Genomic DNA, 14,166 nt, shown 5'->3' with positions numbered 1-14,166 from the left:
CGGGCGAAGCGGGCGTATCCGTTCTCACCAGAATACGGCACGAACTACACCGCAGACGCAGCAATTCGAGTGCGTGCCATAGTGCGGCACACGTCTCTTGCAGTAACGTCGTACGCAATTAAGACGATAGTCGGATGCGTAGCGCGCGCCATGTTGCACCAGATTGCGTCATGCGTCCATTCCATGAACCCTGACGCGTTTGGGTTGGCTCGTGGTTTTTTCAGTCAGTACAGCATGTTGCGGCTGATGAAAGAGACATTCGACCGGTCGTCGTGCTCGGGCGGTGACCGCGGCCACCGCCGTGGTCGACCGCCGGCAGGATGCGGACGCGCCGCGGTACTGCCGGCCTGTCTGTTTCGATCGCGCCGTTACGCCCTCGTACCGCGGTCGATGAGTTTGCCGTTAATATAACGAATTGATGCCGCACATCGGCCAACGAATTCGCCACAGGCGCTCGCTTCGCCGGGAGGCCGCCCGATGATGAACCTGCATCATCTTGCGATTTTCCATGCCGTAGCGCGTACCGGCAGCTTGTCGCGCGCCAGTGGCGTGATGCACGTCACGCAGCCCGCCTTGTCGCGTGAACTGCGCGCCTTCGAGCAGCGCCTCGGGGTCCGGTTGTTTGATCGCCATCCGCGCGGCATGCGGCTCACCGAGCCGGGGCGTTTGCTCGCCGACTACGCCGCGCGCCTGTTTGCGCTCGAAGCCGAAGCCCGTGCCGCCATGGACGCCGCGGCGGGCGCACGGGCCGGCCGGTTTGCGATCGGCGCCAGCAATACGGTAGGAACGTATGTGCTGCCGGCGATACTCGCGGCCTTCGGTCGCGCGCAGCCGGCGATCGACATTGCATTGCACGTCGACAACACCCGCCACGTCGCCGAGGGCGTGGCCGACATGCGTTACCTGATCGGTTTCATTGAAGGCCCCTTGCATGTGGGCGGGCTGACGGCCACGACCTTTCGCACCGATGTGATCGTGCCGGTACTCTCGGCAGGTCTGGCGCGCGAGACCGACGACCGCAGCACATTGCCGCTGCTGCTGCGCGAACCCGGATCCGGCACGCGTGAACTCATCGAGAGCCGAATCGCCACCACGCCCATGGCCGGCGCCTCGGTCATGGAATTCAGCAATACGGAAGCGCTCAAGCAGGCCGCGATTCATGGCGGCGGGGTGGCCTGGTTGCCTCGTATCGCCATCGTCGATGAACTCGCACGCGGCGTGCTGGTGGTGTTCGGCTCGGATGCATTGCAGATCACCCGGGAGCTGAGGCTGGTCACGCGACGCGGCGCTTATCTGCCGCCGGCGGCCAGGGCGTTCATCACCGCCGCGATGTCGGCGGACTGAGCCGGCGAAGGCGCGGCCCGCATAGCGAGGATATCGCTATGCCTTAAAGGCATGGATGCGTTCATTAATAAGCAATACAAGGCAGAGCCCGGGTGCGGTAGCTTGGAGTTTGGGATATAACAAAATAGCCAAGAAGAATAACGGGAGCTGCCATGTCGGATGTCGCCCGGCCCCACGAGCCCGCACTTCCACGTTGGGCCAAGGTCATCGATCAGACCACCTGCATCGGCTGTCATGCCTGCACTACGGCGTGCAAGTCGGAAAACGATGTGCCGGTCGGCGTATCGCGGACGTACGTAAAATCCGTCGATGTCGGCGCGTTTCCGGATTCGCGTCGTGCCTTTCAGGTCACGCGTTGCAATCAATGCATGGATGCGCCGTGCGCCACGGCCTGCCCGACCGGGGCGATGTACAAGCGCGCCGACGGCATCGTCGACTTCAACAAGGACATCTGCATCGGCTGCAAGGCCTGTATCGCGGCTTGCCCGTACGACGCGATCTTCATCAACCCCGAGGATCATTCGGCCGAGAAGTGCAATTTCTGCTCGCACCGGATTGATTCCGGCCTGGAGCCGGCCTGTGTGACGGTCTGCCCGACCCAGTCGATCTTCGTCGGCGACCTCAACGACCCGGACTCGCGCGTGGCCCAGGCGGTCAACCGGGAGCCGGTGATGGTACGCAAGCCGGAAAAGAGCACTCGCCCGAAGCTGTTCTACAAGGGCGCCCACCAGGCCACGCTCGATCCGCTGGCCGCCACGCGCCCGGCCGGCGGGCAGTTCGCCTGGGCCCAGCAGGCCAAAGGCAGCGGCGGCTTTGCCGACAACATCGTGCCGTCCGGCAATCCGCTCGGCGGCAATTCCTCGGCGGCCACCAAGCTGTCCTACGACCAGACCCACCGCAGCCCCTGGGACTGGCGCGTTTCGGCCTATACCTGGACCAAGAACATCGGCAGCGGCATGTATCTGATGGCCTGGCTGCTGGTCGCGACCGGCTTCATGGATGCGGGCAATCCGCTGTGGCGCTGGGTCGCACCCGTCGGCTGCGGTTTCTTCGTGGCCGTGACGTGCCTGCTGCTGGTGGCCGATCTGTCGCATCCGTTCCGGTTCTGGATGATCTTCTGGCGAGGCCGATGGGAGAGTTGGCTGGTCAAGGGCGGCGCGATCCTGGTCGCCTACAGCGCGCTGCTGCTGGTGCATTTCATCTCCAGCATCTTCGGCGCGACCTGGGTATCGGTGTGGCTGATGGCGCCGGGCGCGATCCTGGCGGTGCTCAGTTCGATCTATACCGCCTTCCTGTTCGGTCAGGCGAAGGCCCGCGATCTGTGGCAGAACCCGCTGCTGGCCCCGCACCTGCTCACCCAGGCGATGGCCGCCGGCTCGGCGGTCGTGGTGCCGTTCGCCATGATCTTCGCGCCCGAGACCACCCAGTTCGTGCTCTGGATGACCGGCGCGGCGACGTTACTGCATCTGGTCTTCGTGGGCGCCGAGTTCACTGCGCCCAGCCCCAGCGAGCATGCCGGCATCGCCCATTACGAAATGACGCGTGGCCGCTTCCGGACGTTTTTCGCGGTCGGCGTGGCGCTGTCTGCAATCGGCCTGCTCGCCCCCTGGCTCGGCGTCTGGGTGTGTCTGTTCGCTTTCCTCGGCCCACTGGCCTATGAGCATGCCTTCGTGCAGGGCGGCCAGGCCGTACCGCTGGCCTGAGGGATACGAGATGCGTTCGCAAAGACTCTTTGTCCGCAGATCGACGCCGATCCATGCAGGTATAAAACAACGACGAGCGCGGACTCGTGGTCCTCTACGCCCGAGTCGGCGCTACAAGCAGCGGGATTCCGATGCAGAAGGCATTTTCATCCGCAGATGCATACAGATGAACGCAGATAAAACAATGCGATGTTTTTCATTCCGCGTGGCTGACAATTGTTTCGGTCGTGATGATCTACGCCGTGGTTCGTCGCTACCCGAGAATTGTCGCTCCGATCTGCGTGAATCTGTGTCGATCCGCGGACGGATTGGTTTGACGCACGGCCCGCGCATCGCGGCGTGCCGGCGCCTGGAGGATCGGCCATGAAACCCACGAACTGGATCGCGGCACTCAACGCTCGGGTCTCGGCATTCAAAAGCGAGACCGAGGCGCAGGGCAAGACGTTCTACCCCGGCGCCAGCCGTATCAACCTCGCGAGCTTTCCGCCCAGGGAACACTGGGACGACTGGATCGCGCTCGAGCCGGTGCCGGGTACCGGCAAGCGGCAGGAAAAACACTACATGCTGGTGCCGACCACCTGCTTCAACTGCGAATCGGCCTGCGGCCTGCTCGCCTATGTGGACCGCGAAAGCCTGGAAGTGCGCAAGTTCGAGGGGAATCCCGAACATGCCGGTTCCCGCGGTCGCAACTGCGCCAAGGGCCCGGCCACCATCAACCAGGTCACCGACCCGGATCGCATTCTGTATCCGCTCAAGCGCGCCGGCGCACGGGGCGAGGGCAAATGGGCGCGCGTGAGTTGGGACGAGGTGCTGGATACGCTGGCCGGGCGTATCCGTCGCGCCATCGTCGAAAAACGCCACCGCGAGATCATGTATCACGTCGGCCGGCCCGGCGAGGACGGCTTCACCGAGGACATTCTCAAAGCCTGGGGCGTGGACGGGCACAACTCGCATACCAACATCTGCTCGTCCAGCGGGCGGGCCGGTATTCAGTACTGGATGGGCTACGACCGGCCGAGCAACGATTTCGCCAACGCGGATGTAATCCTGCTGACCAGCGCGCATCTGGAAGCCGGGCACTACTTCAATCCGCACGCCCAGCGCATCATGGAAGCCAAGAAGCGCGGCGCGCGGCTGATTGTGGTGGATGTGCGTATGTCCAACACCTCCACCCATGCCGACCACTGGATCGCGCCGTATCCGGGCAGCGAACCCGCGATCTTCCTCGCCGTGGCGCGGCATCTGATCGAGACCCGGCGCTATAACCGCGAGTTTGTGCGCCGCTGGTGGAACTGGCACGAATACATGAGCGCCGAGCACCCGGCCGCGCCGGCCACCTTCGAGGCCTTCGAAAAAGTGCTCGGCGCGCTCTATGCCGACTACACCTTCGAATACGCGGCGGCCGAATCGCAGGTGTCGGAGGCACAGATCGAGGCCATGGCCGAGACCATCGCCGGGGCGGGCACCCGATTCTGTAGCCAGAACTGGCGCTCGGCGGCGGCCGGCAATCTTGGCGGCTGGCAGGTCTCGCGCACGATGTTCCTGCTCAATGCCCTGCTGGGGGCGATCGGTGTGGAAGGGTCGACCTATCCCAGCGGCTGGACCAAGTTCGTCGGCAAGCGCCCGGTCAGCGCCGGCCATCCGGCGCACTGGAACGACCTGACCTTCCCGCTCGAATACCCGCTCGGCATGAACGAGATGTCGTTCCTGCTGCCGCATTTCCTCAAGGAAGGCCGCGGCACCATCGATACCTACTTCACCCGCGTCTACAACCCGGTCTGGACCAATCCCGGCGGCTTCGACTGGGTCGAGATGCTGTCGGACGAATCGCGGATCGGCCTGCATGCCGCGCTCACCCCGACCTGGAACGAAACCGCCTACTTCGCGGACTTCGTGCTGCCGATGGGTCATGCCTCGGAGCGCCACGATCTCGTCTCGACCGAGACCCATAACGAAAACTGGGTCACCTTCCGCCAGCCGGTGGCGCGGGCGGCCCGCGAGCGCCTCGGTGAAACCATCACCGACACGCGTCAGGTCAATCCCGGCGAGGTGTGGGAGGAAAACGAATTCTGGCTGGAGCTGACCTGGCGGATCGACCCGGATGGATCACTCGGCATCCGGGGCCACGTCGAGTCGATGAAAAGCCCCGGCGAGCGCATCTCGCTGGACGAGTACTACGGCTGGATCTTCGAGCATTCGATCCCGGGTCTGCCGGCAAAAGCCGAGGCCGAGGGCCTGACGCCGCTGGCCTACATGCGCCGCTACGGCAACGTCTCGATTGGCGCGGTGGGCGAGGCCCTGTACGAAAATCCGGTGCCGGACACCGAGCTGGAGGACGAACACATCGACCCGCACGGCCGCGTCTATACCCGTGCGCCAGCCCCGCCCCGGGTCAACGGCGCGCCCACGCCCGACCCGGCGCCGGACGCCGAGGGCCGCCGTCCGGCGGGCGTGGCGATCGACGGCACAGTCCGCGCCGGTTTTCCCACGCCGAGCGGGCGGCTGGAGTTCTATTCCTCGACGCTGGCGCAATGGGGCTGGCCGGAAGCCGCGCTGCCGACCTATATCAAAAGCCATATCCACCGCGACAAACTCGCCGCCGACCAGATGCCGCTGATTCCGACCTTTCGCCTGCCGACCCAGATCCATACGCGCGGCGCCAACGCGAAATGGCTCAGCGAGCTGGCCCACAACAACCCGGTCTGGATTCATCCGCGCGACGCGGACCGGCTCGGCATTGCCGACGGCCAGCGTATTCGCGTGGAAACCGAACTCGGCTTCTTCGTCGCCGAAGCCTGGGTCACCCAGGGCATTCGCCCCGGCGTGGTCGCCTGTAGCCACCACATGGGCCGCTGGCAGTTCACCGGCACGAGCGATCACCACCAGCGCACGATGGAAACCACGCTGGCGCACGACGGCCGGGGCTGGTCGCTCAGGCCGGTCGAGAACAAGCAGCCGCTGGCCCCCCAGTCCGGCCCTGACGCCAGGCGCGTGTGGTGGACGGCGGTGGGCGTGCATCAGAACCTCACCTTTGGCGTGCATCCAGACCCGATTTCGGGCCAGCACTGTTGGCACCAGGCGGTGCGCGTGCGCCCGGCCGAGCCCGGCGACGTGCCGGGCCAGATCCATGTCGATCTGGAGAAATCCGACGCCGTCTATCGCGAGTGGCTGGCCATGACGCGCCCGGCGGACAAGGTCTCGCCCGACGGCACACGTCGCCCGGGCTGGCTGCTGCGCCCCCTCAAGCCGACCGCCGACGCCTGTCAGCTGCCGGAGCGCACGGCGTGAGCACGAGCGCTTCGGCCGACCTGCTGCGACTGCTGGCCGCTGTGGCCGAGTCGCCGTCGTCACCCCATGACGACTATGCCCGTGCGCTGGGCTTGCCGCCGTTGCCCCATGCCGACGACTGGCGCATCGCGCATACCGGGGCTTTTATCGAGCAATGTCCGCCGTTCGCTTCGACGATTCTGGGCGAGGGCGGCCAGATCGGTGGCGCGGCGGCCGCCCGGGTCGCCGATTTCCGGCGTCTGCTGGGGGCCGCGGTCGACGAGGCGGCGCCGGATGTGTTGTCGACGCTGCTGGCCGACTACGCCGAGCTGGTCGAGCGTGCGACGACCGATGCGCGGGCCGGGCATGCGCGCACCGCGCTGCTCTGGGAGCATCTGCTGTCCTGGACGATGCCGTATCTCGACGCGCTCGGCCGCAGCGCGCCGGCACCTTACGACGGCTGGGCCGGGCTGGCGCGCGAGGTACTGCTTGCAGAGGCCGATGCGGTCGCGCCGCCGACGGTTTTGCCGCTGTCGCTTCGTGCAGCCCCGGCGCCACCCGATCTGGCTGGTGCCGAGTCGGTGGACGCGGCCGTGCGCGCACTGCTGGTGCCCGCCGCCAGCGGCATCGTGCTCTCCAAGGCCGATCTCACCCGTGCCGTGATCGCGCTCGAAGCCGGCCTGATCCAGAACAGCCGCGCCTTCGCCTTGCGCCAGCTCGTGACCCAGGACGCGCCGGCCGCGCTCGATTGGTTGAGCGTCGAAGCGTATCGCCAGGCCGGCGCGCGGGCCGACGAAATCGAAGCGCTCGGCGTGGTGGGCAAATTCTGGTCGGCCCGCGCGCAGTCCACGGCCGCGGCCCTGGCCGATTTGGCCGGCGCGGCGCGTCAAGCGTTCGCCCGGCGTGCATGAGCGCGGGCGTCGCACGCGCCGTGCCCGCCGTGCCCTGTTTTTTGATCCCGACAACCCCGATACTGACGACCGATGAGCGAGCCAAACGAACAATCTTCTAATGCCTGCCCCGAGGAGCACGAGCCGGACTATCGCTTCACCCTGGCCAACGAACGCACGTTTCTGGCCTGGATTCGTACCGCGCTGGCGCTGTTGGCGGGTTCGGTCGCGATCGTGCAACTGGTCCCCGACCTCGGCATACCCGAAGGCCGCCAGGCAATCGCGGCGTTGCTCGCCATCGTCAGCATGGCGGTGGTGGCCGGCAGCGCGCTGCGCTGGCGGGCTTCGCAGCGCGCCATGCGCATCGATGCGCCGCTGCCCTCCACGCTGATGCCCTGGCTGCTGGCGCTGGGCGTGATCGTGGTCGGTTTGATCATCATGCTGTTGGTGCTCATCTACGGCGTGAAAACCGGTGCCTGAGCGTCTGATACCCGGCCGGCCGGGGCTCCAGGCCGAGCGTACCGATCTCGCCTGGGCGCGCACTTCGCTGGCCTTCGCGGTCAACGGTGTATTGCTGTTGTTCCGGCATGACATGTCGGCGCCGTTGTGGTTGCACCTGACCGCGGCGGCTCTGGCGGTCGGCCTGCTCATGTTCGCGCTGTTTACCTCGCGGCAACGGCGCAAGACCCTGGAGCGCCGGCCGCTGCCGGAGCCGCTGGCCGACTGGGTGTCGCTCGGGCTGCTTGCCTGCGGCACGATACTGCTGGCCGTGATTACGCTGGTATTGGTGCTGGCACCGGTGTGGTCGCGTTGGTAGCCGCTCGCTGCGGCAAGTCGCCGCGCGCACGCCGGCGATGTGGGCGCACTGGCCCCCTGGATTGTTACGCTGGCGTCGGTGATCACGCCCTGCCACTGGGTCTCGGCAACGGCTTGAGCGCGGCCGTCGTTGCGCTGGCCGGACGGCTGCTCCTTGGGCGCCGTTTCGGCGGGTGACCGCGGACCGAGTGTTATCATGCGAGGATCGTGCCGGCCGAAACGGGTATCGACGTGCCGCATGATTCGGTTTTAATGAGGGATTCAAATGAAACGGTTTCAATCGTGGGCCGCGCGGCTGAGCGCAGCGGCCATCGTACTGGTGGCGGCCACCGGCATCGTCGCCACTGCCCAGGCGGAAACGGTCAAGTTCGGTGCCGCGCCGTGGCCGGGGGTGACCGTGAAGACCACGGTCGCCCGCCAGCTTCTGGAAGCGATGGGCTACAAGACCAACCTCACCAACGCCAGCTGGACCATCGATCTTCAGGGGGTGGCGCGCGGCGACGTGGATGCCGATCTGGGCATCTGGATGCCCACCCAGAAGTCGACCGTCGAGCCGATGGTGAAGTCCGGCAAGATCAACCTCCTGGTCAAGAATGTGCCGGACGCGAAATATGATCTGGTGGTACCGAGCTACGTCTGGAACGCCGGCGTGCACAGCATCGCCGACCTGAACAAGCATGCCGCCAAGTTCCACCATCGCATCTACGGCATCGAGGCCGGCAACGACGGCAATGAAATCGTCAAGGCCGCGATCAAGAACAACACCTACAACCTGGGCAGCTGGAATCTGCGTCCGTCGTCCACCGCGGTCATGCTGACCGAGGCCGGCCGCAAGATCCGGAAGAAACAGTGGATCGTGTTCCTCGGCTGGAAGCCGCACTGGATGAACATCAAATACGACCTCCACTATCTCAAGGATCCAAAGAAAATCTGGGGCGGCGGTTCGTCGGTCTACACCGCCATCAATCCGGCGTTCGAAAAGAGCAACCCGAATGTCACCCGCTTCCTCAAGCAAATGGTGGTGCCGTCCAAAATCCAGAGTCAGTGGATTTACGAGTATGGCTACAAGCACCAGTCGGCGAAGAAAGTGGCCGACAACTGGATCAAGGGCCATATGGATACGGTCGCCCAGTGGCTGGACGGCGTGAAGACCGCCGACGGCTCGGGCGACGCGCTGGCCGCGGTGAAGAAGAAACTGGGCAGTTGATCGACTGCTAAAGCGCCAGCTTCGCGCTGGCCGGGCCGGAGTCCGCGTGGCGGGCTCCGGCTTTTTTATTGTGTGCGTTGGCGCGCCGAAAACACCGCCGGGCCGGCGATCAGGATGATCAGCACGCGCAGCATGTTGTGTACGGTCACGAAGGCCGGTTCGATGCCGAGTGCCAGGGCGATCAGCGAGATGCCCGACATGCCGCCCGGTGAGAAGGCCAGGAACAGGGCCTCCAGGTCCAGTCCGGTCAGGGCATGCAGGCTGAAGGCGAAGCCGGCGGATATGACGAGCATGGCCAGGGTCGAGGCCAGCGACAACAGCAGTCCCCGCCGGACCTCGGCGAAGCTGGCGCCCGCGAATTGTGCGCCGATGGAACTGCCGAGCACGACTTCGGCGATCAGGATCGGGGCATTGGGTACATGGACGGTGGCCAGGCCGCTGACCTGAACCACGCCCATCGCCATCAACGGCCCGAGCATGATCGCACCCGGCAGCCGCAGCACTTTAGAGGCCGCGGCGCCGATGGCGCCGACCCCGACCAGGATCAACCAGTGGCTGGCCGGCACATCGGCCAGCGCGACATAACGGTTCGCGTGCCCCGGGCCGACGTGGCCCGCCAGCAGATGGAAGCCGAACACCAGCACGAACACCACCAGCACGATCCGAACGGCATGCATGAGGGCGATCACGCGTTCGGCGCCGCCGTAGTCGGCCCCGATCACGGTCATGGCCATGAAGCCGCCCGGCGCGGCCGAGAAATAGGCCGTGGGCGCGTCGTAGCCGCCGACGCGGCGAAAGAACAAATACTGGGCGGTGGTCACCAGCCCGACGTAGAGTGCCACCGCGCACAGCGAGATCGGCCAGCGCGCGAGATTGCCGAGAATGGACGGCTGTAGCGTGGCGCCGATCATCAGCCCGATCACCACCAGCACGACGTTGCGCAGCCACTTGGGGATACGCGCGGTGACGCCGCTCATCACCGTGATCGCGGTGCCGGTGATCGCGCCCAGCAGCCAGGGCATGGGCAGATGGGCGAGCGCGAACACGCCGCCACCGGCGGTGGCGGCTGCCAGGGCCGCGGCCAGGGGTCGCAGCGCAGCGGCCGCGCGCCGGAGATCGGTCATGCGGCGCCTACCGGCTGAACGAGGGCAGCCAGAGCGCGATCTGCGGGAAGACAATCACCAGGGCCAGACCGACCAGCCCCATCAGCGCGTAGGGCAGTGAGCCACGCAGCACGTCGGTGATGGTGTAGTCGTCCGATAGCGACTGGACCACGAACAGGTTCATGCCGACGGGCGGCGTCACCGCGCCGATCTCCATGTTGATCACCAGGATCACGCCGAACCAGATCAGATCGATGTCCAGCGCTTTGAGCGCCGGCAGCAGGATCGGCACGGTGACCAGGATCGCCGCCGAGGCATCCATGAACATGCCGAGCAGCAGATACAACGCATTGATGGCGATCAGAAATTGCCACTGGGCGAGCTGCAGGCTGTCGAGCCAGCTTGCCACGTCCTGCGGCACGCGCAGCAGCGATAAGGTATTGCCGAACACCGAGGCGCCGGCAATCAGCATCAGAATCATCGCGCTGGTCTTGACGCTGTCCAGCGTGGCCAGCCCCAGCAGGCGGGCGCCCAGCGTGCGTTTCACGACGAGGGTCAGGATCAGTGCATAGGCGACGCCGATGGCCGCGGCCTCGGTGGGCGTGGCCAGGCCGGCGTAAATACTGCCCAGCACCACCACGATCATGGCCAGGCTGCCGATCATGCCGAGCGACATCGGCGGCAGGTCGTCCCCGGTATCGGCGGTGGCCGTGCGGGCCGGCGCGCCGGCCGCAGCGCGCGCGCCGCCCGCGGTACGGACCACCGTATAGGCCGCGAACAGCAGTGCCAGCATCAGGCCGGGCAGAATGCCGGCCAGGAACAGTTTGCCGACCGAGGCGCCGGTGACCAGCGAATAGAGAATCAGCGAGATGCTCGGCGGAATCAGGATGCCGAGGCTGCCCGCGACGGCCACCGCGCCGGCGGCCATGCGCTTGTCATAGCCGCGCTGGATCATCTCCGGAATGCTGATCGAGCCGATGGTGGCGGCGGTGGCGGTCGACGAGCCGGAAATGGCCGCGAAAATGGCGCTCGCCAGGATCGCGGCGATGACCAGTCCGCCTGGCAGACGCCGGGTCATGCGTTGGGCGAAGTCGAACAGGTCCCGCCCGGCCTCGCCCTTGAGCATGATCTGGCCCATGAGGATGTACAGCGGGATGGCGATGATCACGAACGAGTTCACGTCCGAGTACGAAATCTGGGCCAGGGCGTTGATGCCGGGATCGACGCCGATCGTGAGCATGTAGCCGAGTACGCCGCTGATCAGGAGTGCGATCGCGATCGGCACGCCCAGAATCAGCAGAGCGAACAGGGCCACGAGCATCAGGATGAAATGCATAGTCGGCTACCGAAAAAACACGCGAGGTGGGAAGAGGGTCGGAAGGGCGGCGGGGCGTCCTGTCAGTCGGCGGGCTGGGTCGCTGCGGGTGCGGTGCCGGCCAAAAGCGCGAGCAGCTTGTGAACCTCGGCGGCCAGCCAGCCGGCGCCGCCCACCGGCAACGCCAGTTTGGCAACCCAGACCGGCCACTGGGCGGTGTCCAGCGTCTTCTCGTTGAACATCCAGCTGCTGTGCGCCTGCGTGTAGCCCGAGTAGATAAACACCGCGAGAAAGCCGGCGACCAGCACGAATCGCACCAGGACCAGCACCATCGCCCCGCGCCCCAACAGATGTTCCAGCGAGATGCCGGAGGTGACGTGGGCACCGCGATAGCCGGTGTAGGCGGCGCCGAGGAAGGCGAGCCAGATCAGGGCGAAGGTGTCGAGATCGTAGGTCCAGGAATTGTCGATCGACACGGATCGCAGGGTAATGCCAAGCAGTACCGAGGTGGTCAGCATCAGGGTGATGACCGCGGCGACCGCCCCGGCGGTCTGCCCGAGCCACCCGAATACCCGGGCGGCGCCGGCCAGCACAGGCCGGCGCGCGCTGTCGGATCGCGAGAGAGGGTGACGCTCGCTGGTCATGGCCTGATCCGGTTACTGACTGACGGGGGCGTCGACGTCGTGCAGAATCTTCTTGCCCTCGGCGCCCGCATCCTTGAGATAGTTCTTGCGTGCCTGGGCTTCGGTGGCCTGCTGCCAGGTCTTGAGCTGGGCGTCGGTCGGACGATAGACATCATTGCCGTTCTTCTTCATCCGCGCGATGTCGTCCTTGAACTCTTTTTCGATCGCGGCGACCGCATCGTTTTCGGTGCTGGCCACGGCCTTCTTGATCGTTGCGCGCTGGCCCGGCTTCAGACTCATCCACCACTGGCGGTTGACCTGCACCGGGTAGACCAGCGGCGCATAGTGAATGGCCGTGACGTACTTGCCGACTTCATACCACTTGCGCGACACGATCGAGGACAAGCCGGATACGCCGCCGTCCAGCGTGCCGCGTTGCATGGCGGTATAGACCTCGCTGGAGTCCATCGCAACGGGGGTGGCGCCTTCGGATTTCAGGAACTGGGCCGAGAGCTTGCCCTCGGAGCGCAGCTTCAGGCCCTTGAGGTCGGAGGGCACCTTGATCGGGTGCTTGTTGTTGATATAGCTCAGCGCATAGCCGTAGAAACTCCAACCGATCACCTGGGTACCGAAACGGTTGAGTTGCTTGTTCACATCCTGCCCGAGCGGGCCGTGCAGTTTCTTCAGCAGGTTGGAGGCATCGTCGACCAGGAACGGGATGGTATCCCACTGCAGGGATGGTGCCTGGTTGGACCACCAGTGCATGCCGCTGATAACCATGTTGGCGGTGTTGTTCGCTACGCCCTGGCCGATGTTGGATTCCTTGAGCAGCGAGCCGGAGGGGAAGGTCTGCACGGCGATCTTGCCGTGGCTCATCGACTCGATCTTGTTCGCAATCTCCTGGCCCTGGTCGGCCACGGCCGTATTGGGCGGCATGTACCAGGCCATGCGGATAGTCAGGTCCGCAGCACTGGCGCTCTGGGCGCCCAGGAAGGCGAACGTCGCGACCAGCGCGCCGCCCACCCACTTGAAACCAACGCTTTGATTCTTTTGGGAATATCTCATACTCGTCTCACCCTGTTTCATGACCCCAAAGCGGCCGGCCCGCCGCATTCGTACATCAATGTATACACAGGAATGCGTACGGTGATAGACGACTAATGTTGTAGATCGCGGGCTACCGCGACCACACCGGCGCCTATTCGAAGGCCGCGCCGGTTTCGTCGGCGTTGAACATCTTAGCGCGCATCAGCTTCAGGCGTGCACGCTGGGCGTTGCGGATATGGGCCCGCGCGGCCGTTTCGGCGGCTGTTTCATCGCGGGCTTTCAAGGCCGCGATAATCGCTTCGTGTTCGTCGTGGGCGCTGTCGTAGCGCCCGACTACCCGCAGCGAGGTACCCCCGAGCAGTGCCATGGCATCGCGCAGGTCGAGCAGGGCATGTTCGAGAAACCGGTTATGGGCCGCGCGATAGAGCGAGGCATGAAACACCCGGTTCAGCTCGGCCAGCCGGTGCGGATCGTCCGCGAACGGCGGTTCGGAAGAGACCAGCTCGGCCAGTTCCTCGACTTCGGCGGCCGAGGCATGGCGGGCCGCGAAGCCGGCCGCCGAGCCTTCCAGAATTTCGCGCAGGTCGTACAGCTCCATGGTCTGCTGGTGATCCAGCGACGAAATCACCGCACCCTGATGCGGCACGATCGAGATCAGCCCCTTGCTCTCCAGCCGCCGGATGGCCTCGCGGGCGGGGGTACGACTGATGCCGAAGCGCTCGGCGATCTCGACCTCGCGCACGCGCGTGCCGGGTGCCAGCGAGCCGGACCGGATCGCTTCCTTGAGCTGCCGGTAGGCGGCTTCGCCGCGGGATACGTTATTGGCCATTTCTCCTCGTTGATCTCGCGCT

General features: G+C 65.5%; 12 protein-coding genes. 7 read left to right on the top strand and 5 right to left on the bottom strand.

The genetic code is table 11. The annotated features are described in order from the left end of the window. The first annotated feature begins 480 nt into the window (after window positions 1–480). The 7 genes from ACS8YF_RS10475 (at window position 481) to ACS8YF_RS10445 (ending at window position 9,227) form a co-directional block, all read left to right on the top strand. Window positions 481–1,344 carry a LysR family transcriptional regulator gene (locus ACS8YF_RS10475; protein WP_440850165.1) on the top strand — a complete coding sequence of 288 codons (864 nt, stop codon included), beginning with the start codon at window positions 481–483 and terminating at the stop codon, window positions 1,342–1,344. Window positions 1,345–1,496: 152 nt separating this feature from the next. Then, the gene (locus tag ACS8YF_RS10470; RefSeq protein WP_440850164.1) at window positions 1,497–3,047 is read left to right on the top strand and encodes a 4Fe-4S dicluster domain-containing protein; all 1,551 of its coding nucleotides are present in this window, start codon (window positions 1,497–1,499) and stop codon (window positions 3,045–3,047) included. A gap of 363 nt (window positions 3,048–3,410) precedes the next feature. After that, a complete protein-coding gene (locus tag ACS8YF_RS10465; protein WP_440850163.1) occupies window positions 3,411–6,335 on the top strand; it encodes a molybdopterin dinucleotide binding domain-containing protein in 2,925 nt (974 codons plus the stop codon). Further along, a complete protein-coding gene (locus ACS8YF_RS10460) occupies window positions 6,332–7,225 on the top strand; it encodes a hypothetical protein (protein WP_440850162.1) in 894 nt (297 codons plus the stop codon). The genes ACS8YF_RS10465 and ACS8YF_RS10460 overlap by 4 nt, the downstream gene beginning before the upstream one ends. Before the next feature lie 72 nt (window positions 7,226–7,297). After that, window positions 7,298–7,684 (top strand): YidH family protein, encoded by a 387-nt coding sequence (locus ACS8YF_RS10455; protein ID WP_440850161.1) that lies wholly within the window; start codon window positions 7,298–7,300, stop codon window positions 7,682–7,684. Further along, on the top strand, window positions 7,677–8,021 hold the full coding sequence (locus tag ACS8YF_RS10450; RefSeq protein ID WP_440850160.1) for a DUF202 domain-containing protein: 345 nt from the start codon (window positions 7,677–7,679) through the stop codon (window positions 8,019–8,021). Before ACS8YF_RS10455 ends, ACS8YF_RS10450 begins: the two co-directional genes overlap by 8 nt. Window positions 8,022–8,285: 264 nt before the next feature. Next, window positions 8,286–9,227, top strand: coding sequence for an ABC transporter substrate-binding protein (locus ACS8YF_RS10445; RefSeq protein WP_440850159.1), 942 nt, complete (start codon window positions 8,286–8,288; stop codon window positions 9,225–9,227). A gap of 65 nt (window positions 9,228–9,292) precedes the next feature. On the opposite strand, the gene ACS8YF_RS10440 is transcribed toward ACS8YF_RS10445, so the two are convergent. The 5 genes from ACS8YF_RS10440 to ACS8YF_RS10420 all read right to left on the bottom strand — a co-directional run bounded on the left by ACS8YF_RS10440 (window position 9,293) and on the right by ACS8YF_RS10420 (window position 14,144). After that, window positions 9,293–10,351, bottom strand: a complete 1,059-nt coding sequence (locus tag ACS8YF_RS10440) for an AbrB family transcriptional regulator (protein WP_440850158.1) — start codon at window positions 10,349–10,351, stop codon at window positions 9,293–9,295. A 7-nt stretch (window positions 10,352–10,358) separates the two neighbouring features. Further along, window positions 10,359–11,666, bottom strand: coding sequence for a TRAP transporter large permease (locus ACS8YF_RS10435; RefSeq protein ID WP_440850157.1), 1,308 nt, complete (start codon window positions 11,664–11,666; stop codon window positions 10,359–10,361). A 62-nt stretch (window positions 11,667–11,728) separates the two neighbouring features. Next, entirely contained in the window at window positions 11,729–12,289 is a 561-nt protein-coding gene (locus ACS8YF_RS10430) for a TRAP transporter small permease (protein ID WP_440850156.1), read from the bottom strand. Window positions 12,290–12,301: 12 nt separating this feature from the next. After that, complete coding sequence (locus tag ACS8YF_RS10425) at window positions 12,302–13,333, bottom strand: TRAP transporter substrate-binding protein (RefSeq protein ID WP_440850155.1); 1,032 nt, start codon at window positions 13,331–13,333, stop codon at window positions 12,302–12,304. A gap of 133 nt (window positions 13,334–13,466) precedes the next feature. Beyond that, window positions 13,467–14,144 carry a GntR family transcriptional regulator gene (locus tag ACS8YF_RS10420; protein ID WP_440850154.1) on the bottom strand — a complete coding sequence of 226 codons (678 nt, stop codon included), beginning with the start codon at window positions 14,142–14,144 and terminating at the stop codon, window positions 13,467–13,469. Between the last annotated feature and the right edge of the window lie 22 nt (window positions 14,145–14,166).

Source organism: Salinisphaera sp. SWV1, from assembly GCF_052044155.1.
In the GTDB taxonomy this organism is placed as follows: Bacteria; Pseudomonadota; Gammaproteobacteria; order Nevskiales; family Salinisphaeraceae; genus Salinisphaera.
The sequence above is the reverse complement of the archived record's forward strand: the minus strand, read 5'-3'. Positions and strand labels throughout refer to the sequence as shown.

Coding starts and splice junctions, on each gene's coding strand:
- ACS8YF_RS10475 (WP_440850165.1), top strand. CDS start 481: ATGAACCTGCATCATCTTGCGATTTTCCATGCCGTAGCGCGTACCGGC.
- ACS8YF_RS10470 (WP_440850164.1), top strand. CDS start 1,497: ATGTCGGATGTCGCCCGGCCCCACGAGCCCGCACTTCCACGTTGGGCC.
- ACS8YF_RS10465 (WP_440850163.1), top strand. CDS start 3,411: ATGAAACCCACGAACTGGATCGCGGCACTCAACGCTCGGGTCTCGGCA.
- ACS8YF_RS10455 (WP_440850161.1), top strand. CDS start 7,298: ATGAGCGAGCCAAACGAACAATCTTCTAATGCCTGCCCCGAGGAGCAC.
- ACS8YF_RS10445 (WP_440850159.1), top strand. CDS start 8,286: ATGAAACGGTTTCAATCGTGGGCCGCGCGGCTGAGCGCAGCGGCCATC.
- ACS8YF_RS10440 (WP_440850158.1), bottom strand. CDS start 10,351: ATGACCGATCTCCGGCGCGCGGCCGCTGCGCTGCGACCCCTGGCCGCG.
- ACS8YF_RS10435 (WP_440850157.1), bottom strand. CDS start 11,666: ATGCATTTCATCCTGATGCTCGTGGCCCTGTTCGCTCTGCTGATTCTG.
- ACS8YF_RS10430 (WP_440850156.1), bottom strand. CDS start 12,289: ATGACCAGCGAGCGTCACCCTCTCTCGCGATCCGACAGCGCGCGCCGG.
- ACS8YF_RS10425 (WP_440850155.1), bottom strand. CDS start 13,333: ATGAGATATTCCCAAAAGAATCAAAGCGTTGGTTTCAAGTGGGTGGGC.
- ACS8YF_RS10420 (WP_440850154.1), bottom strand. CDS start 14,144: ATGGCCAATAACGTATCCCGCGGCGAAGCCGCCTACCGGCAGCTCAAG.